General features: G+C 30.5%; 18 protein-coding genes. 7 read left to right on the top strand and 11 right to left on the bottom strand.

What is annotated here, in order from left to right; genetic code table 11:
• Positions 1-168: 168 nt before the first annotated feature.
• On the bottom strand, positions 169-750 hold the full coding sequence (locus ABF633_RS08330) for an NAD(P)H-dependent oxidoreductase (protein ID WP_415523219.1): 582 nt from the start codon (positions 748-750) through the stop codon (positions 169-171).
• A 394-nt stretch (positions 751-1,144) separates the two neighbouring features.
• Positions 1,145-1,591 carry a MarR family winged helix-turn-helix transcriptional regulator gene (locus ABF633_RS08335; RefSeq protein WP_415523220.1) on the bottom strand — a complete coding sequence of 149 codons (447 nt, stop codon included), beginning with the start codon at positions 1,589-1,591 and terminating at the stop codon, positions 1,145-1,147.
• Between the two features lie 183 nt (positions 1,592-1,774).
• Here ABF633_RS08335 and ABF633_RS08340 point away from each other — a divergent pair, with 183 nt between their 5' ends.
• Positions 1,775-2,848: a UvrB/UvrC motif-containing protein gene (locus ABF633_RS08340; protein WP_415523221.1), complete on the top strand. Its 1,074-nt coding sequence runs from the start codon at positions 1,775-1,777 to the stop codon at positions 2,846-2,848.
• 206 nt (positions 2,849-3,054) lie between these two features.
• Here ABF633_RS08340 and ABF633_RS08345 read toward each other — a convergent pair whose 3' ends face one another.
• Positions 3,055-3,642: an NAD(P)H-dependent oxidoreductase gene (locus tag ABF633_RS08345; protein WP_415523222.1), complete on the bottom strand. Its 588-nt coding sequence runs from the start codon at positions 3,640-3,642 to the stop codon at positions 3,055-3,057.
• Between the two features lie 120 nt (positions 3,643-3,762).
• Here ABF633_RS08345 and ABF633_RS08350 point away from each other — a divergent pair, with 120 nt between their 5' ends.
• The 3 genes from ABF633_RS08350 (at position 3,763) to ABF633_RS08360 (ending at position 7,141) form a co-directional block, all read left to right on the top strand.
• Positions 3,763-4,194: a MarR family winged helix-turn-helix transcriptional regulator gene (locus ABF633_RS08350; protein ID WP_415523223.1), complete on the top strand. Its 432-nt coding sequence runs from the start codon at positions 3,763-3,765 to the stop codon at positions 4,192-4,194.
• A 104-nt stretch (positions 4,195-4,298) separates the two neighbouring features.
• Positions 4,299-5,711, top strand: coding sequence for a LysM peptidoglycan-binding domain-containing protein (locus ABF633_RS08355; protein WP_415523224.1), 1,413 nt, complete (start codon positions 4,299-4,301; stop codon positions 5,709-5,711).
• 314 nt (positions 5,712-6,025) lie between these two features.
• Positions 6,026-7,141, top strand: coding sequence for a Gfo/Idh/MocA family protein (locus ABF633_RS08360; protein ID WP_415523225.1), 1,116 nt, complete (start codon positions 6,026-6,028; stop codon positions 7,139-7,141).
• A 124-nt stretch (positions 7,142-7,265) separates the two neighbouring features.
• Here the strand turns inward: ABF633_RS08360 and ABF633_RS08365 are convergent, their stop codons facing one another.
• From ABF633_RS08365 to ABF633_RS08375, 3 genes are read right to left on the bottom strand one after another with little or no spacing between them, the layout of a single operon-like run.
• Positions 7,266-7,946: a fructose-6-phosphate aldolase gene (locus tag ABF633_RS08365; RefSeq protein WP_415523226.1), complete on the bottom strand. Its 681-nt coding sequence runs from the start codon at positions 7,944-7,946 to the stop codon at positions 7,266-7,268.
• A gap of 30 nt (positions 7,947-7,976) precedes the next feature.
• On the bottom strand, positions 7,977-8,801 hold the full coding sequence (locus ABF633_RS08370; RefSeq protein ID WP_415523227.1) for a [formate-C-acetyltransferase]-activating enzyme: 825 nt from the start codon (positions 8,799-8,801) through the stop codon (positions 7,977-7,979).
• Between the two features lie 12 nt (positions 8,802-8,813).
• On the bottom strand, positions 8,814-11,111 hold the full coding sequence (locus ABF633_RS08375) for a formate C-acetyltransferase (RefSeq protein WP_415523228.1): 2,298 nt from the start codon (positions 11,109-11,111) through the stop codon (positions 8,814-8,816).
• Between the two features lie 419 nt (positions 11,112-11,530).
• Here ABF633_RS08375 and ABF633_RS08380 point away from each other — a divergent pair, with 419 nt between their 5' ends.
• Entirely contained in the window at positions 11,531-12,295 is a 765-nt protein-coding gene (locus ABF633_RS08380) for a DeoR/GlpR family DNA-binding transcription regulator (RefSeq protein ID WP_415523229.1), read from the top strand.
• A 222-nt stretch (positions 12,296-12,517) separates the two neighbouring features.
• On the opposite strand, the gene ABF633_RS08385 is transcribed toward ABF633_RS08380, so the two are convergent.
• Entirely contained in the window at positions 12,518-13,900 is a 1,383-nt protein-coding gene (locus ABF633_RS08385; RefSeq protein WP_415523230.1) for a VanW family protein, read from the bottom strand.
• Between the two features lie 117 nt (positions 13,901-14,017).
• The gene (locus tag ABF633_RS08390; RefSeq protein WP_415523231.1) at positions 14,018-14,647 is read right to left on the bottom strand and encodes a hypothetical protein; all 630 of its coding nucleotides are present in this window, start codon (positions 14,645-14,647) and stop codon (positions 14,018-14,020) included.
• Positions 14,648-15,322: 675 nt separating this feature from the next.
• On the opposite strand from ABF633_RS08390, the gene ABF633_RS08395 reads away from it, so the two are divergent.
• Positions 15,323-16,240, top strand: a complete 918-nt coding sequence (locus ABF633_RS08395; protein ID WP_415523232.1) for a hypothetical protein — start codon at positions 15,323-15,325, stop codon at positions 16,238-16,240.
• Positions 16,241-16,270: 30 nt separating this feature from the next.
• Here ABF633_RS08395 and ABF633_RS08400 read toward each other — a convergent pair whose 3' ends face one another.
• The gene (locus ABF633_RS08400) at positions 16,271-17,143 is read right to left on the bottom strand and encodes a GNAT family N-acetyltransferase (RefSeq protein ID WP_415523233.1); all 873 of its coding nucleotides are present in this window, start codon (positions 17,141-17,143) and stop codon (positions 16,271-16,273) included.
• Positions 17,144-17,173: 30 nt separating this feature from the next.
• Entirely contained in the window at positions 17,174-17,944 is a 771-nt protein-coding gene (locus tag ABF633_RS08405; protein ID WP_415523234.1) for a DUF2087 domain-containing protein, read from the bottom strand.
• 183 nt (positions 17,945-18,127) lie between these two features.
• Between ABF633_RS08405 and ABF633_RS08410 the strand changes: the two genes are divergently transcribed.
• The gene (locus ABF633_RS08410; RefSeq protein WP_415523235.1) at positions 18,128-18,322 is read left to right on the top strand and encodes a YwbE family protein; all 195 of its coding nucleotides are present in this window, start codon (positions 18,128-18,130) and stop codon (positions 18,320-18,322) included.
• Positions 18,323-18,401: 79 nt separating this feature from the next.
• Here the strand turns inward: ABF633_RS08410 and ABF633_RS08415 are convergent, their stop codons facing one another.
• The gene (locus ABF633_RS08415; protein ID WP_415523236.1) at positions 18,402-19,658 is read right to left on the bottom strand and encodes a DEAD/DEAH box helicase; all 1,257 of its coding nucleotides are present in this window, start codon (positions 19,656-19,658) and stop codon (positions 18,402-18,404) included.
• Positions 19,659-19,724 lie beyond the last annotated feature (66 nt).

The following is a 19,724-nucleotide window of genomic DNA, read 5'->3' on the forward strand; positions in this document are numbered from 1 at the left end:
TCTTTTACCCCATCTGAATTTTAGAACTGCAAATGCATGGCTTACTTGGCGTTGGGCTCTCACTTGAAGAAGTGGGAGACTTACGCCAAGTTAGTCAGGTTAAAGCTAAAAAATTGCAATATATAAGTGAAATTTCACTTATATATTGCAATTTTTTAATATCATTTATTATAAATTTCGCTTAACTACCTTTTCAACTTCCTGTAAATAACCTTTACGTACCTCTTCAGTTACATGAGGAACTCCTCCAAAGAAAGTGTGAACAACTTCTTCTATTCCAGTAAAATTGAATATTCCCTGATCTGTAGTCTGTTTTATTGAACTATGCATTCCATTTTCAGAATATATGGCATCCGGAGTACCCGTAGTAGAGAACAATAACCCCTTTTTACCCTTTAATAAACCATTTGGAGCTCCATCTACATATTCGTAAGCAAAGCCATAAGAAAATACTCTATCCACATATCCTTTTAATATAGCTGGCAGAGAAGTCCACCAAATAGGATAAACAAAGGTTATAACATCAGCCCATTTAATATGCTCCTGCTCTCCAGCAATATCTTCTGGAATCTTTCCACTTTGAAAAGCAACGAAATCCTCTGGTTTAAGTATAGGATCAAAACCTATTTCATATAGATTTCTTACCCTTACCTCTGCACCCTTTTCTTTAGACGCCTTTACCACCGAATCTACCATAGCCTTTCCAAAACTCTTTTCATTGGGATGTGCAAAAATTACTAAATTATTCATATTTAATTCCTCCAATCAATATAATGCACAAGATACAAAGCTCCTTGTCATAGCTTTATTTATACAAGACCACACAAATATGGCAGTCAATATTTATTATTTTACTTTGATATCAAAATATATATTTAAAAAAATTTTATATCAAAGTATCTTTCTAAAAACAATTTTTAAATTTAGTACCCAATAAGATTACTAAATTCAAACTTAATATATCACATATTGAAAAAACATTGATTTCACTCATTAAACGCCTAAATATCTCAATTTTTAACTTGTGAAGTCTATATAAGCTACAACAAACAAAGTTCTAAACATCAGGTGCAGCTTTTATTTCATGTGATGCTTACCAACAGAGTTCTCAGTATTGATATTTATTGTTTATCGCAGTTATATATTAAAAATTACCATGAATTTTATTCAATATAGTATTAAAAATTTCTTTTTCAGCTTCACTTATTCCCTTATATTCTACAGCATAAAGCTTTAAGGAAATTTCTTTAAAACTAGTTTCTAATTTTCTCCCCTTTTCAGTTAAAAATACCATAGTTGATCTGTTATCCTTAGGATCCTTCCTTGATGAAATATATCCCAGCTTAATCAACTTATTTACAAGGGCTGTCACTGTAGACCTATCTCTATGAATATTATCTGCAAGATAAGTCATGGTACACTCATCATGTTGAAATAGCGTTGCCAAAATATCCCCATGGGAAGGTGCTATATCTTTAAGCCCTACTTTTTCTAATTCTTTTAGAATAAACTCATTTGCCTTTTCATGTATTCTTCCTATTAAATATATACTTCTATCTGCTTTCATGTTTTCATTATACTTTGATATCAAAGTAATGTCAAGAATAAATTTTGATACAAAAATGTATTTAATCCTTATTACAATAATAAAAATAAATTGCAATTAATAATCCTATAATTTACAGCTTTACAATATTAATAAATTTTGCATTATTGCAACTTTCTTAAAGATCATGATAAACTCTAGATATCATATATTTTTGGAGGATATAATATGAGTCTAAAAGAAAAAGTTAAAAATCTTCCTTCTTCCCCAGGGGTATATCTTATGAAGGATTCACTAAATAGTGTAATTTATGTAGGTAAATCAAAAAATTTAAAAAATAGAGTAGGATCGTATTTTCAAAATTCAAAATCACATTCTCCAAAGGTGCTAAAATTAGTTAAGAATCTAAAGGATTTTGACTATATACTTACAGATACGGAATTTGAAGCCTTTATATTGGAATGCAAATTGATAAAGACAATTAAACCTATGTATAACAGGCAAATGAAAAATCCAAAATCCTATTCCTATATAAAGATAATAGTAAATGAAAAATATCCAAGTATTGAAATCTCTAATGAGTCCAGTGAAATTGATGGAAATATTTACTTTGGACCCTATACAAGTAGAAATACAGTAGAAAGAGGAATTGAGGGTATAAAGGAATTCTGCAAAATATTTTGCAGCAATAATTCCAGAAAAGCTTCCTCTTGCCTTAATTATTCTCTGGGATTATGCCTTGGTATGTGTTTGGATAATACTCCAAGCAAACAATATTTAAATATATTTGATAAAATAATAAAATTACTGGAAGGGGATGATAAAAGTCTTCTTACGGAAATGGAACACAAGATGAATAGTCTATCAGATAACTTTGATTTTGAAAAAGCTGCTAAATATAGAGATTATATAAGCGCAGTAAATTATCTGATTGATAAAGTTAAAGTTATAGAATTTGCAGAAGAAAATAAAAATATTGCTTTGCTTGAGCCTTTAGGTGATAACATAATTAAATTTTTTCTTATCAAAGGAAATAAATTGCTTTTTAGTGAAAAATATTCAATTAAAGCTATTGAAAATTTAAAGTCTATTATGAAAAATAATATTTTATTTTACTTTAAAGATAAAGGCTCAAAAAATCTAACGGGAATTGGTAAAGAAGACATCGATGAAGCTCAAATAATTTATAGTTATTTAAAAAACAAATCTAATAACTGTAACTATGTAATAATTTCAGAGAAGTGCTTTAGTTCTCTAAATAATGCTAGTATTAATAAAATACTTGATAAATTACTTTCGTGAAGAAATTAGCGAAAATATTAAAGCAATCTCTTATAATAGTAGTGCAAGAATACAATAAATTTATACATGTAGCAAATTATAACCACCAGTTAGTTGTAATATATTACACTAATTGGTGGTCAAACAAATCCTGCTTTCCTTAATCATCTAGTTATACTTCTTTTAATGTATTATGTGAAATAAGCTGAGCATATTAAAAATTTTCCTTAACAATCTATCTGTTTAAAATAACTGTACACTTTATCCAATTTTAGCTCCTGTTTTCCCTTTGGACTTTCCATATTACCAAATTCAAAGAATTTTACTTTTTTGATTCCTACATAATTAAATAATGCTTTTTTCATTAAAACTTTATGAGCATTATGCAAGAAAACTAATGGATAATTTGTGGGTCCTTTCATTGTTGATATACATACTACAGACTTCCCTTTTAATAGGCCTTCTGGTAAAAGCCCACCCTTATCCCTATATGCAAAATTTGATGCAAATATTTGATCTATATATCCTAAAAGCATAGCAGGCGGTCTTCCCCACCATATTGGATATACAAAGACAATTTTGTCCGCCCATATAATTTGTTGTCTATACTTTTCTAAGTTAGGATCACAATGCATATCCCTTCTTCGTTTGTTCTCATTAAATACAAGCAGTGGATTAAAACCTTCCTCATATAAATCTAATACCTGTATCTCCTTAATATTAGAATTTTCACTACTACCTTTTAGTACTTTTTGTAAAAATGCATAACATAAACTATTATGATTTGGATGTGTATAAATAACTAGTATTTTCATCATTTCACCTCATTTACTTGTCATTTGATAAGTAAATAATATCATAATCAATTTTACTTGTCAAATGATAATTGTTTTTTGATATCTATTTTGATATGTTATAAATAGAGGTGATTATTATTGGATAAAAAAATTCTTTTTAATAAACTAGTGGCATTTATAACCTCAGTAAATCGCATTACACATGAGTTTTCAAGGGATGCTAAATCAGATATTATTACACCGGTTCAATTTAATATTCTTCAATATATAGCTGTTAATCAGTCTGTTACACTTAGCCAAATTAGCCAGTGTCAAGATATGTCTATGCCAAATGCCAGCCGTGAATTAAAAAAATTAACTAAAAACAATTTAATAGAAAAAATTGATGATATAGAAGACCGAAGGAAACAATTTATCCGTCTCTCAAAGGATGGAGAAATAATGATGAATGAAGCTTTTAAGCACATTGAAGCCAAATTCCTTAGTCGCATTAAAGATGTTTCTGAAGAGGATTTAGAAGATATTTACCGTGCGCTAGATATACTTCACTCAAAACTATTTTTCGATTAACAGAATTGTATAAATAAAATTGTTCCTCTTTCTATATATTATAATCACCTTTTTCTTTATATTTCATAAATTAATAAGTATAAAGTACTAATATGGAGATTTTTATGCTTATTCATGTAGTTAAATCGGGAGAATCCCTATGGCAAATATCAAATCGTTACAAGGTATCAATGGCTAGAATAATTAGTGCTAATGGACTTCAGTACCCTAACAAACTGCTTATTGGTCAATCTTTAGTAATTCCAACAGAATATATAGTTCATACTGTAAGAGCTGGTGAATCCCTATGGCAAATTTCACAAAATTATGGTATTTCAGTACAGGAAATTGTTCAGGAAAATAAACTTAGCAATCCTGAGAATATTTATCCAGGGCTTCAGTTAAATATTCCACCAATTAGATACACAGTAAAGCCCGGTGAATCCCTATCACAAGTTGCACAAAGATATGGAGTTTCCCTTGAAAGCTTAATAGATGCAAATGGTATTCAAGATTCAAGCCTTATATATCCAGGCACTGTACTTATTATTCCTAGAAAAAAGACTCCAATCTATGTAAATGGCTATATTTATGATTTTACTGCAAATGGTGTATCCGTTGTAAGGGATGAAGGAACTTACTTAACCTATTTAGCTCCTTTTGCCTATAGAATTAAAGAGGATGGAACTCTAGAACCTATAGATGATTCTGCACTAATTAATGCCGCCTATGCCAAAAATGTAGTGCCAATGATGGCAATAACAAACTTTACCTCTACAGAATTAGGTCATAATCTTGCCCATGTAGTTTTATCAACCCCCGAGGTTAGAGATAAGCTTATTACTAACATTATTAACACAATGAAAGTTAAAGGCTATCAAGGTGTAAATATCGATTTTGAAAATGTACTGCCAACCGATAAAGAGAACTATAATAGATTTCTTGTGCTTACAGTTCAAAGGCTGCACGCTGAAAATTTCTTTGTATCCACAGCTTTGGCTCCAAAAACAGGCCCAAGTCAGCAAGGATTATTATATGAAGCTCACGATTACGAAGCCCATGGAAGAATTGTGGATTTTGTTGTACTTATGACGTATGAATGGGGATATAGAGCGGGACCACCTCAGGCTATTTCACCATTAAACCAGATAAAACAAGTACTTGATTATGCAGTTACTGTTATACCAAGAGATAAGATTTTCTTTGGCTTTCAGATCTATGCCAGAGATTGGATTATTCCTCATGTGCCGGGCATGGAGGCAGAAACCTTCAGTATGCAGGAAGCTATATCAAGAGCTGTGAGATATGAAGTCAGAATAAATTATGATCCCGTTAGTCAATCACCTTTCTTCAGATATACGGATAATCAAGGAAGGCGGCACGAAGTTTGGTTTGAAGACGCCAGAAGTGCTCAAGCTAAATTTGATACAGTTAAAGACTACAGATTAAAAGGTATTAGCTACTGGGCATTGGGGTTCCCATTCCCTCAGAACTGGACTTTACTCAGAGGTAATTTTGATATTGTAAAATTGATATAAGATATGATTAAAACAATAGAAGTAATTATTCTAGAATTTTGTATTAGTAATTTTCTATAGACAGAGAGCTGTCTCCCAATGCATAGATATGTATTGAGAGGCAGTTCTCTACTATATGTTATTAAAATTCAATTTTTAATAAACAAATGAGCCATTTTCAAATTTAATAAATATTTATTGATGTTCATACATCACCTTAAGCTGATTCTATAGGTACTTTAGCTATGAAACCTTTCTGTTTTCAATCTATTATCAAGCCTTGTCATCATTGTTTGTTATCGTTTTCTATGATATAATTTAACGGAGGTGATAATATGTGCAATAATACCATTTCTAATGAAATTTATGACAATACTTCCAATATAAATTATGCTATTGTGGGCTTTGGTGGAATAGCAAAAACCCATGCCATAGGTACTTACATAGCAAACTTAACTCTAGGCTTACCCTTTAATTTAAACTTAAAAAATGTAGTAACACGAACTCCACTTCCATATACAGTTCCCGGCAGTATCAATGCAGTATCATTAGAAGAGGTTTTAAAGGATCCAGCTATACATTTTGTTGATATATGTACCCCAAATGACAGTCATAAGGATATTGTATTAAAAGCGCTTAAATATAATAAGTCCATATATTGTGAAAAACCTTTAGCATCTAATTACAAAGAGGCACTTGAGATATCCGGCGCTGTAGAAGCAAGTGGAGTTAGAAATGCTACTGCACTTATGTATCGGTTCATGCCCGCAGTAAGATTGATTAAGGAAGCTGTGGAAGAAAACCTTATAGGCGAAATCATAGATTTTAAAATAAATCTGTTTCATAAAAGCTATCTCAATCCTAATAAAAAAGGGAGCTGGAGAACTCATGCAGGTTCAGGCGGCGGTGCCTTACTGGATCTAGGTGTTCATCTTATTGATGTTATACATTTCACTCTTGGCAATATTGAATCTGTCAATGCCAAAACTAAAGTCTTCTTTAAAGACAGAACAGAAGTAGATGAAATAGCACATTGCAGCTTTTCACTGGAAAATGGTGTAGAAGGAAGCTTAGAAGTTTCAAGGATCTTTGCTGATCTAGAAGAGCCTACTACCTTTACTATACATGGCAGTAAGGGCAGCATAAAGATGAATTCCAACAGCCCCTACACAATAGACATATATAACTATGATAAGAATTCAATTGAAGTTAGAAGTGCCCAGGACAGAAAGCACATACTCCAAAATTATCCTGGTGAAAAAAATTCCTTTGGATTTCATCAGGACTGCCATATGGCTTCTCTGGTAAATTTTTCCAATGAACTATATTTTAATAAACAAAACTCAATCACCCCAACTTTTAAAGATGCCTTGAAAGCTCAAAAGGTAATTGAAGCAGCCTATATTTCCAGCAGAGACTTAGAAAAAGTATCTCTTAACAGTATAGATTGAAATCGATAAAAATTGTATTTGCTTATACAATTAATAATTATAATATGATTTGTATAAGCAAAAATCTCACTGCACCATAGCTATTAAATGGAGCAGTGAGATTTTAATATGGTTGTCATTAATATTATTTTACATCATAAGCATATTTGCCTTTTCCATAAACACCTTCCCAATCTGATACGAATTGTTTTATACTCCAATCCGTTAATGGATGGCTCAGTAATTTATCCATTATTTCAGCATTGACTGTTACTGATTGTCCTCCAGCTAATGCAACCTGATGTACCTGTTGTACATTTTTAAAGGATGCTGCTAACACTTTTGCAGCAATATTATGAGTTTTAAATAACTGAACTATTTGCACTACAACATCCACACCATTTCCGGCTATGTTATCTATTCTGTTCACATAGGGTGCAACGAACTCAGCACCTGCAATAGCTGCCATAAAAGCCTGCTCCGCTGTAAATATAGCCGTAGCAGTTATCTTTATTCCCTTTTTCTTTAAAATTTTCATTGCCTTTATTCCTTCGGGAATAACAGGAATTTTTATATAAATATTTCCCCCTATGACCTCCTGCAAATATTCAGCTTCTTTAACTATTTCTTCTGCCTTTTGGCTTATAACCTGAACATGAAGCATTTTATCTTCACCTATTGCATGTCTTATTTCTTTCAGTATATCTATGAAATTTCTCTTTTCTTTTGAAATTATAGTTGGGTTTGTAGTTACCCCACTCATTGGATATAGGTCAAAAGCTCTTTTAATTTGTTCCAGATTTGCAGTGTCCAATAAATATAACATACTCATATCACCCTTATCATTTATTTTTTATTATAGACCGCCAACAACTATTTTCAGTCCGTCTTCCTCCATTTTGGACTTTATTTCTTCTATCTTATTTTCAGATGGCGGTTTTATAGCTTTTAATTCATATTTCTTTCCTATATACTCATATTTATTGCTGCCATATTGATGAAATGGCAATATATGCACCTCCTTTAAACCTAACTCCTTTACAAACTTAACGATTCTTTCAATATTTTCACTATCCATGGTATAGCCTGGAATCAGTGGAATTCTAGGAATAACCTTTATACCCTTTTCCACTAAAATACTAACATTACTTTTAATCAATTCTATGTCTGCTCCAAGTAATTTTTTTGCCCGGTCTTTATCCATTATCTTTAAATCAAATAGAATGAAATCCAGATACTTTGACATTTCCAGTAAATTATTCATTGACGCCTGACCACAGGTTTCTATAGCTGTATTAATTCCACACTTCTTTAAGCTTTTTAAAAGCTCCAGTGTAAACTGAGGCTGTGCTGAGGCCTCCCCTCCTGAAATAGTTGCCCCTCCACCTGAAGTATTATAAAATATCATATCATTTTTAATCTCAGCAGCAACTTCTTCCACAGTCATATATTTGCCAAATTCCACAATTGCCCCAGTTGGACATTCACTTACATCATGGCTGCACTTTTTACAGTGAATACATAAATTATTTATTTTAACCTTTTCTATTTCAAAACTTTGAGATTCTGGATTACAACACCAGGGACAATGTAAAGGACAGCCTTTTAGAAATACAACAGTTCTAATGCCCGGTCCATCATGCAGTGAATATCTCTGTATGTTAAAAACTAATCCCTTCATGCTTAACACATCCTATAATAAATGTTCTGTTCTTGCAATAATATCATCTTGGATCTCTGTACTGAGTTCTACAAAGAAAGCACTGTAACCAGCCACTCTAACCACAAGTCCTTTATAATTTTCCGGGTACTTTTGAGCTTCTTTTAGAGTATCTGCTGATACAACATTAAATTGTATATGCTGAAGCTTCAACTTCATAAAGGCTAAAAGATAATCTACCATCTTATTTACCCCTTCATCTCCCTCCAAAGTCTTTGGACTAAACTTCACATTTAGCAGACTACCATTGGAGGTCAAATAATTATCCAGCTTGCTTACGCTCTTTAATATAGCAGTAGGTCCTAATTTATCCCTGCCCACCATAGGTGATAGCCCACCATCTGCCAATTGCTCCCCAGCTTTCCTTCCATCCGGGGTAGCCCCTACTGCCGCTCCTAGTGGCACATGAGCAGATACTGTGTATGCCCCTGGAGTAAATAAGCCATTTCTTGGGTTTTCATATTTTTCTATAGTCACTTCAAAATGCCTTAAAATATCTGAACTCAAATAATCAACCTCATCATTGTCATTTCCGTATTTATCATATTTATTTATGAGTCTTACCCTAAGCTTTTCATATTCTTCCCCTTGGAAATTATTATTAAGTGCATTAACAAGATTTTTAAAACTTATCCTTTTTTCTTCAAATACACTCTTTTTAAGTGAATATAACGAATCGCTAAGGTTTGCTATACCTATCCCCTGAACACCAGAAAAATTATATTTTGCTCCTCCATAGGTTATATCCTTGCCCTTTTCAATACAATTGTCTATAAAGCAGGAGAGTAAGGGCACAGGAGCATATTCTCTATGGCCTATATCAACTATATTTGAGCCTTCTACTACAAGTTTTACATATCTATCTACCTTTTCCTCTATTAACTTCAATATATTTTCAAAACTTATATCTTCCCTGTCTACATTTTCCTTTAGTGTTATCTCCATTATCTTTAGAAGATTAAACAAAGCTATGTCGTGCAGCCCATAAGTTTTTCCCGGTATAGATAACTCTACACAGCCTACAATACTATAGTCCCTGGCATCCTCTAGTGAAACCCCTCTGTTTAGAAAGCCCGGAATAATCACCTCATCATTAAATACCTGTGGAATACCAGTGCCAAGCTTTATAGTCTCTACAGTTTTATTTAAGAAATCTCTTTCTGTAAATTCATTTATTCTTACAGCTAAATTGGGTTGCGGAAGAAGTATATCATGATAAGTATCAAGGCAAAGGTAAGATAAATCATTTACAGCAGAACGACCATTTTCTAAGAGACCTCCTAAAGCTACGGTATAACCCGTTGGAAATCCTGCAAAATATTTGGCACTGGAAGCACTTCTTATCAACACCACATCATTGGCTTTCACCCAAAAGCACTCAAGTATTTCTCTAAGTTTATCCTTGGAAATACCACTATCTAGATCCTGCGTGTAGAACCTATTCATGTATTGATCAAATCTCCCTAAGGATAATGAACTTGCATTGGATTCATACTGAGCTATTATACTTACATACCATAGAAGCTGCAGCGCTTCCTGAAAACTTTCAGGCTTTTCTAAAGCAACTTTTTTAGAAATTCTAGCAATTTCAAAAAGTTCTGTCTTCCGTAAATCGTTTTCTTCATTTTCTGCCTTGCTTAGTGCTAAGCTGTAATATCTCATTATATGTCTTTCAGCGGCAGTAAGTACTATTATGGCTGCCTTATAAAAATTATTATGCGGAAACTGTGATGATTCTCTTCTAACCTTTAATAGAACAGCCTCTATACCATTTTTCAGCAAACCTTCAAAGTCCATAATTATATGTCCTTGTCCCTTATCTGTCTGGTTAAGCTTAATTACATCTTCTTTTACAGCTGCCTTTACACTACTACTAATTTTAGAATTTATAAAGTCCTTCATGGACTTACCTTGCCAATAGGTATATAACTGTTCCTTATATATTTTCTTATCTTCCTCACTTATATAAAACGAATCTTGAGGTCTGCAGTGAATAGTATCCAATTCTTCATATATCCAATAGGGATCCATCTCAGGAGAAATTATACCGCTTCTTGGTTTAATGGTTCTATTACCAGCAATTAATTCATCTTCACGTATTGAAATTTTAATATTATCCAGAATATGCGCTGTGGCCTTTGCTCTTCTTACAATTACAGCTTCACCTTCAGTCTGCTTATGGCTCTCCGTATATAATAGAGCTCTTTCCAAGGAAATTTCTCTTTTATGTTCAAATAATTGGCCTTTTAATTTTTCAATTCTTCCCTTCACTTTTTTGGCCTCCAATTGCAATTGTTTATTCTTAATTTTTATTATTTTATCTTTATTTGTATTGTATACTTAATTTGCCAAAAATTCAACACCTATATAACAAAAAAATATGTTAAATAAAACTAACAACTATATATTTTGCAGTTTTGACTTGCTATTTATTTCACATGCCAATATATAGATAAACAACTTGATATATAAGATTCATGCTCAAGAAAGCTTAAAAAACCTTGCAGCTTAAAACAATGCTTAATTATAAAATTAGATATATATAACTATAAATTACAGTCTTGAATCTGCAATTCACAACATGCAGGCTATACATATATATTATTACTTTTTATTATTTCTTATTTATGCTATAATTTAATAATGAAATCTATATATTAATTAATTTTTAAGCGGAGAGTGGATAAAAATTGTTTGCACAAGAAAGACATGACGATATACTTGAAATTTTAAATAGAGAGGGTAAGTTAGTAGTAAAAGACTTGAGTGATAAATTCAATGTTACCGAAGACTGTATCAGAAAAGATCTGAAGCTATTAGAAGAAAAAAGTCTTTTAAAGCGGACTTATGGTGGTGCTGTTCCCATAAGAAAATCTGCTCCAAATCAAGCTATTAAAATGAGAAGGACAGTTAACCTGCCTTCAAAACAAATTATAGCTAAAAAAGCAGTAGATATAATTAATGAAAATGAAACTATTTTTTTGGATATATCCTCTACAAACATATTACTGGCAGAGGAACTTGCAAAGAGTAGGAAAAAACTCACCGTAGTAACTAATATGGTTGACATTGTTTCAGTATTAGGTAAATCAGACAACAATATTAACGTTATATGTACAGGCGGAGTATTAAACAAAGACTTAGATGGATTTACAGGCTCCATGACTATTGAAATCATATCTAACTATAAGCCAACTAAATGTTTTATAGGAAGTTGTGGAGTTAATATACTTGATAAAAGTATTACTACTTTTGATGTAGAGGATGGCAACACTAAAAAATCCGTTATCAATGTGAGTAAACAAACCTTTTTAGTTATGGAAAACAATAAATTTTATATTGATGGAACTTTTAAATTTGCTACTTTATACGATATTGGCACAATAATTACCGAAGCTGCTCCTCATGAAGAAGTAGTTAATCTGCTATCTAAAACTAATACTAAACTTATCTAGAAAAGCTTACTATTAATAATTTATATGTGAGTGTGTGTTCATGAGACTTTACAAGCTTTCAGAAATTATTGTGCTGCTTAATTCACCTGGAATAATAAAGATAGTAAATTTATCTAAATTACTTAAGTAAGACCAAAGATTTTATATAAAAAAGGATGTATTATACATCTTTTTTGTGACTATTTTAGTATATCTTGATTATTTAAGATACTAAAACATCTATCATTTAGATGTTTTAGTACCTACTTTATTTATACTTTGGATTGGAGAATATAATTCATCAGAAATAATTTCAGATGCCACTAATACCCCTTCTTCATATGTGTCTTGTGTTATCTTTACTTTATAACCATCATGTCCTTCTTGTATGATAAAAGTCTGTCCTAATGGTAAGTTAGAATCACTTATAGTTTTCATCACTGGATGTACTGTTTCATAGACATTGCTTGAAATAATATATTTTCTTCTTAATAAACTTGAATCTGAATAAATATTTATATATAGATTTTTATTTTCAGTATACGCTTGTATATAAATAGGGTAATTTAACGTATTTTTAAACTTAAAATCTATATCATTCCAATTAACTGTAGCATCTAATCCTAATTCCACATAGGATGATGGAATAGTATGATGAGTCCTTTCTATAGGTTTTATTCCTGCTCTTAGTATAGCATTATATAATGTACTTGATACTTGACAAATACCGCCACCAATTCCAGAATCAAATTTATCACCTACTATAACTGGTGCCTCCATAAAACCTCTATCCGCTGTTCTTTCACCTACACAATCATTAAAACTGAAAATTTCGCCAGGCATAAGAATCTTTCCATTTATTGATTTTGTAGAAAGTTCGATATTATGAGATCTTGCATATGATGAAGAAACAAAACTTGTACTAAATGATGAAATATTTGAATTAATAGCCGAAAGCTTATCTGCACTAATAACCGCTGTAGATACTGTAATCGGTGCATTTATTTCTATATTACTAATACTTTTACTATTAATTTTTTTCTTAATTTCTTCTTTAAGTTTATCTTTTTGAAGCTTATATCCTTTGATATCCTGGCTAATTTTAATCTTTCCGTTATCTATATTTTCAACACTTGCATTTACAGGTTGTTTATCAATATCCTTTTCTATAGCATCTATACGTTCATCAATGTAATTTTCATCATAAACAAAAATTACATTATATAACTGTGTAATTCCTTTATTCAAAATTTTACTTTTTTCATAGAATGTCAGTGGATGTCCTTCCAAATTAAAGGATTTATCAAAATTACTTTCAATATTATATTTTTTTATTAGCTTTGAATCCTCCAAAGTATAAATTTTATTATTTGCCTCTATACTTATATTTCTCTTCATTAATGGATCAATATATTGCGATTTAATTAAAGCTTTGTCTTCTTCTATATTTCTACTATTTAAATGTAAACCATCTACCTTTACACCTTGATATAATAGGCTGTCCCATTTTTTATTATCGTTATACACTTTCCATCCCATACCGCACACTGAACCAACAGAAAAAAGTAAAATTTCTAAAATTAGAATTTTTGCAGCAATAGTAACACGATAACTTCTTTTCAACATAAAAAAACCTCTTATCTTTGGTAATTTATCAAATAAATAGTGTAATATATAATAAATAGCCTAACTTTCATCATTAGACTATTTAGAGCTTAGTAATTTAGCAAAAATACTATGTTATTAATCGTTATTACTAAAAAAATTAATAATATTATCTATTTTTTCTGTTTCATACTTTATTATATTATTTTGTTCTTTTAATAAATTTTCACTAACTTGTATTTGTTCTTCATAATTACTAATTAGCTTACTTAGTTTTGCTATTTGATTCTTATAATCTTCTATTACAATAGTAGTTGAATCATAGTTTTCCTTTGAAAATTGCTTTAAAATGTTCAATCTTTTTTCACCGTCAGAAATAAGTTTATTTAAATCCATATTTGAAGAATTAATAATACTAATTATTGATTTTTTTCTAACTTCATGCGGCAAATTTTCAGGGAGTGCATTAATAAAATTTCCCAACATAAAAATTGTATCAACGTTACTATTTTCTATATCATGTGATAAATATATCTCATTAATAGTTAAATTGCTTTTTTGATTAGAATCAACTCTATTTGAAATTTTCTTGTCCTCATTATAAGATTCAGAATATTGAAGTTCAATCTCATTATTATCTTCTTCAACATTTTTAGGCTTAATTTTCTCTTCAATATTAACATTATCTACATCAGAAGTATTAGTTGTTTCTTGGCTAGCCTTTTCAACTAGATTAAGCTTTTCAAACACTGACATAATCTTTGGCATATTTTACTTCTCCCTTAATCATAATTTACTTAACATTCAAATTTATAGTCTTACAATATCCTAAACTTTTTGTATGATTATAAAAGAGCATACAAAACTTCTTTTCCAAAAAGTATTCCCACTATAAGTATAATCAGACATGTTATTATATAAGAAAAACCCCGTGTTAATTTATATTTTCGCATTAATAAGTATCTTTGTAATAATTTAATAACTATTTTGCAAAAAAATAAAGTTACAATAAAAACTATTCCTTGAATGATAATTAACTTCCACAACATAACTATTCCTATCTATTTAGTATACATAATTTCATTTTTAACTAGCTGTTCACTGTTAAACCATTTATGTAAGATCAAATTTAAGGCTCGAATCACCTATTTTAAGCCTATTATATACCATTCTATGTAATTAAGCAATATACCTAAAATTAGAATTTCTACTTTTTTAAGTTATGCTAAATGATTTACTCAATATTTTTTTGTTATATATTCTCCTTTAAAGGCTTTGAAGAATTCAGCATAAATTTTATGAATCATTTCCCTTTTTTATAAATTTTGTTATATTATAATTATTACTCAGAATTAAATAATGATAAACTAAATAGGAGAATATGGTATAATTCTCTATATAAAACAGTTTAATAAAGAGGGCTTAATACATGGAGGATTTAATATGAAAAATTTATCAAAAACTCTTTTTCACCGAATAAATAAATATATGAATGAAGAAGCCAGGCCATTGGAAAGATCTATATTCAATTATTATTTTAATGATTCAAATAGTGATAATATATTAGATTCATTAGAAACATATCAAAATTCAGATGGAGGATTTGGTAATGGCCTTGAACCTGATTTTAAACTTATACAGTCCTCTCCTATGGCAACATCCATTGGTTTAAGATATTTAAATATGTTATCCAATAATGACAGAGCACAAACTATGATAGCTAGAACTGTCAAATATCTGGAGACAACTTTTGATATTAATAGACATGGCTGGTATAGTGTTCCAAGCAACGTTAACCAATATCCTCATGCCCCTTGGTGGGAATTTAGAAATGATATTAATATGACAGTTATTGATTACTCATGGGGAAATCCTTCAGCTGAACTAATAGGATATATTTATAAATATAAAAATCATCTTAATAACCTAGATATTTATTCATTAATAAATTATTCTATAAATAGACTGAATGAACGTACAGAATTTAACTCAGAGCATGAAATATTTTGTTATATTCGCATGTATAATACTATAGATAAAGAATTTGCAATACAAATTGCAGACACACTAAAATTAGCTGTTTCTGAACTAGTTAACACAAATGAATCTGAATGGATAAGTTATGTGCCCACTCCGTTAAAGTTTATAGAATTTGATTCTGAAAACTTTTTTGGAATTGAACACAAATTTATAGATCAAAACTTAGATTATTTAGTAAACAAGCTTGAAGAAGCTGGTAAGATATTGCCAACCTGGCAGTGGGACAAATATTTAGCTGAATGGGAAAATTCTAAAATTGAATGGGCAGGAATTCTAACTCTTGAAGCTTTATTATCTTTATTGAAATTCAATAGGATATAAAGTAATCAACGATAATCTTATAATAGTCATTTATTCGTAACCAAGTACAAACCAATCACTAATTAATTTATTTTCTTTAAATCTTCTTTTCTTGTATATATTGTAAGCTAACGTATTTTTTGTGATAACAGTCAAGCTAATTTCTGTCACTTCCTTTGAGTTGAGAAAATTAATAGCAGTTTCTAAAAGCTGCTTTCCATATCCTTTCCCTCTGGCAGCCTTAATTAATCCTAAATCAAATTCACCTACACCATCTTTAATATTAAACTCCAAAAAGCCCACCATAGCATTATTTATTAAAACTATGTAGTAGTATTTATTTTCATCTGCTTTATTTAAATAATCATCTATTTCTTTCTCTGTCAGCGTTGCTCCATTGGGAACTTCCTTAAATGAATCATTATAAATGGCTAAATACTCTTTTTTATTATTATCTGATAATGTAACTAGCTTTAGAGGAGAATATTTGATTTTTCTATCCTCTAAAGTCATTTTTATTGCCGAATATTGCTTATTTAAGTTTAGAGAATTTAAAATTCTAATTATTCTATTATCTCTTGCTCCTAAAAATATTTCCCGTGCTCCATATTCTTTAGCAATATTTTTGACTTCCTCTATTATTTCACCTGCAGCTATTTTTCTATTCTCTATCTCTTCATTTATATCCAAATTAACTACATAGGCTATTCCCTTTTTACTGCATTCTTTTAATATTATTAGTGCCTTCCCAACAATGTATTCTTCATTGATTTTTAAAATAACTCCTCTGCCAAAATCGTATTCCTCAGATTTAAATAAATTATCCATCTCTTCAAAGGATAATTTATTTTCTACGTTTCTATTTATAAACTCAATTAGTTTCTCTGCCTCAATTTTATTTAATTCTAAATAATTTTTTATCATACCACACACACTCTTCTTAAACACATTAATTTATTCTTTTATCCAATAATTACTGCAATCATTTGTTCTTTCAATAAATCCATATTCAATTAAAGCTCTTCTTATAGTTGCATAATCTTCATATATTCTCTTTAAAATTCTATTAATTTCCTTTTCTGAATAGATCTTACCTTTAGAAAAATTATTTACTATCTCTTTTAATACTATAATTTTCTTTTTTTCTCTAGCTGGATAATTTATTAATGCTCCATTTTCATCAATGTAAGTTTTAATGATATCCTCTTTTTCCTTATCAGTGATATTATATCTATCATCTAAAGTAGTTGCTGTCTTATGAGCATCACATATAACTTCTTTATCTAACTTATTAATCTTTTTATTTGTATTCTTCGAAAGTAAATCCATCAGTGCTAAAAATAATTTTGCTTGCTTTTCCTTTTCCCTAAGCTTGTAACGATGATTTCTAATAGTAGATTGGGCAACTCCAAGTTTTACAGCAACTTCTTTATCCGATAACCCCTCTGCTATTAAGTTTAATAATTTTTTCTGGATGTCAGATAATCCTAAAAAAGCGGAGTTCATTCCTAATAAATATTGAAGCATGGAACCATGCCTTTCTTCTATATGAAGTTCTGCTGCTTTCCTTGCATCATATAATTCTGAATTTATTTCATATATACGCCCCTTTTGAAATATCTCTTCACAAATTATACATTTGTACTCATCATCATCTTCCACAAAACCACCTTTTAGTTCATCTATTGTAGAACCCCAAAATAATTCATTTGATTTTATATCCATAAAATTTTATTCCTTTCAATATTAATACGTTTTACTCTTAATTTGTATTATATATGCAAATTATATATTTGTCTATATATAAGTAAACATTTTTATATTTAGTTTATTTAAATAGTTGTTTATTTGTTTACAGTAATTTCTTGTGGTATGATTATAACATTGAATACAAAGGAGTACTAATATATGAATGGTAAAGTGAGAGAAGATGTTCACGCAGGAATGCTAGTAGATATTGTATTGAAGGAAAATCAACGCACGGGAAAATTAACACGAGGAACTGTAAAAGATATACTTACAAATTCCCCCTATCATCCTAGAGGAATAAAAGTAAGGCTAACTGATGATAAAGTAGGCAGAGTTCAAATTATAATAAAATAACATTAAAACCATAGTTCTTCTTTGGTAAACTTACCTTAAAAGAATACTATGGTTTTTAATATATTAGACTCACATTTTATTAGCTGCTCTTTTTAGCTTTCCTAAAATAATTGTTCTGGGATTTTTTGCCGTCATATACTTTCTTTCTAAGATCATTATTTTTTACTACACCTGAAGTTCTTATAACTGTACTTGAATTACTTATAAGATAAGGATGACCTTCAATTACCGGTATTGACTTTGATATAACTTTTTCAATATTTCTTAGAGCTTCTCTTTCTTCAGGATCGCAAAATGAAAGTGCAGCACCTTCTGCTCCAGCTCTTCCAGTACGTCCGATTCTATGAACATAGGTTTCTGGTACATCCGGTAAGTCAAAGTTTATTACGTGAGACAATTTTTCTACGTCAATACCCCTTGCAGCTATATCCGTTGCTACTAGAACTCTTATTTTCTTTTCCTTGAAATTACTTAAAGCAAGTTGTCTTGCACTTTGTGACTTATTTCCATGAATAGCTTGAGCCTTTATTCCCACTTTAATAAGGTCCCCGGTTATTTTATTTGCACCATGTTTTGTTCGAGAAAATACAAGAACAGATTCAAAGGCTTTATCCTTCAACAGGTAAATAAGCAAAGACTTCTTGTTTCTTTTTTCAACAAAATACACTGACTGCTTAATAGTATCAATAGTAGATGAAACAGGAGTTACTTCTACCTTTACTGGGTTTATGAGAATAGAATCTATTAATTTCGAAATTCCCTGAGGCATAGTAGCAGAAAATAACATTGTCTGCCTGTTCTTAGGAAGTTTTGCTATAACTCTTTTCACATCATGTCCAAGCCCCATATCAAGCATTCGATCTGCCTCATCAAGCACAAAAAACTTTATATGCTGTAAACTTACATATTTTTGTTGCATTAAATCTAGTAGTCTGCCGGGTGTTGCAATTAAAATATCTACCCCTGCCTTTAATACATCTGTCTGAGATTTTTGTGAAACTCCACCAAAAATAACAGCATTCTTTAGCCCCGTATATTTTCCATAGGAAGTAAAGCTTTCTCCAATCTGGATAGCCAATTCTCTAGTTGGAGCTAATACTAAGGCTGTAATGCTTAAAGGTCCCTTTTCAGCTCTTTTTTTGCTATAAAGAAGCTGCAATGTAGGTATAGCAAAAGCTGCTGTTTTTCCGGTACCTGTCTGGGCACATCCCTCCAAATCATTTCCCTCAAGTATAGCTGGAATAGATTGTTCCTGTATAGGCGTAGGACTGGTATACCCTTCGCTTTTTAAAGCTTTCAAAATAGGGTCAATAATATTTAAATTTTCAAATAACATTTTTCTCCTTTATAAGTGACTGCCACTTTTGTGCCTTATTACATCTAATCAAACTGGCCGCCCTGT

Origin of the sequence: Clostridium sp., from assembly GCF_047718555.1 — a bacterium.
Taxonomy (GTDB): Bacteria; Bacillota; Clostridia; order Clostridiales; family Clostridiaceae; genus Clostridium_I.

Bases quoted from the DNA above. Each gene is read 5' to 3' on its own strand.
- ABF633_RS08340 (WP_415523221.1), top strand. From the start codon at position 1,775: ATGAGTCTAAAAGAAAAAGTTAAAAATCTTCCTTCTTCCCCAGGGGTA.
- ABF633_RS08360 (WP_415523225.1), top strand. From the start codon at position 6,026: ATGTGCAATAATACCATTTCTAATGAAATTTATGACAATACTTCCAAT.
- ABF633_RS08370 (WP_415523227.1), bottom strand. From the start codon at position 8,801: ATGAAGGGATTAGTTTTTAACATACAGAGATATTCACTGCATGATGGA.
- ABF633_RS08330 (WP_415523219.1), bottom strand. From the start codon at position 750: ATGAATAATTTAGTAATTTTTGCACATCCCAATGAAAAGAGTTTTGGA.
- ABF633_RS08345 (WP_415523222.1), bottom strand. From the start codon at position 3,642: ATGAAAATACTAGTTATTTATACACATCCAAATCATAATAGTTTATGT.
- ABF633_RS08390 (WP_415523231.1), bottom strand. From the start codon at position 14,647: ATGCCAAAGATTATGTCAGTGTTTGAAAAGCTTAATCTAGTTGAAAAG.
- ABF633_RS08365 (WP_415523226.1), bottom strand. From the start codon at position 7,946: ATGTTATATTTATTGGACACTGCAAATCTGGAACAAATTAAAAGAGCT.
- ABF633_RS08400 (WP_415523233.1), bottom strand. From the start codon at position 17,143: ATGATAAAAAATTATTTAGAATTAAATAAAATTGAGGCAGAGAAACTA.
- ABF633_RS08385 (WP_415523230.1), bottom strand. From the start codon at position 13,900: ATGTTGAAAAGAAGTTATCGTGTTACTATTGCTGCAAAAATTCTAATT.
- ABF633_RS08355 (WP_415523224.1), top strand. From the start codon at position 4,299: ATGCTTATTCATGTAGTTAAATCGGGAGAATCCCTATGGCAAATATCA.
- ABF633_RS08405 (WP_415523234.1), bottom strand. From the start codon at position 17,944: ATGGATATAAAATCAAATGAATTATTTTGGGGTTCTACAATAGATGAA.
- ABF633_RS08395 (WP_415523232.1), top strand. From the start codon at position 15,323: ATGAAAAATTTATCAAAAACTCTTTTTCACCGAATAAATAAATATATG.
- ABF633_RS08410 (WP_415523235.1), top strand. From the start codon at position 18,128: ATGAATGGTAAAGTGAGAGAAGATGTTCACGCAGGAATGCTAGTAGAT.
- ABF633_RS08415 (WP_415523236.1), bottom strand. From the start codon at position 19,658: ATGTTATTTGAAAATTTAAATATTATTGACCCTATTTTGAAAGCTTTA.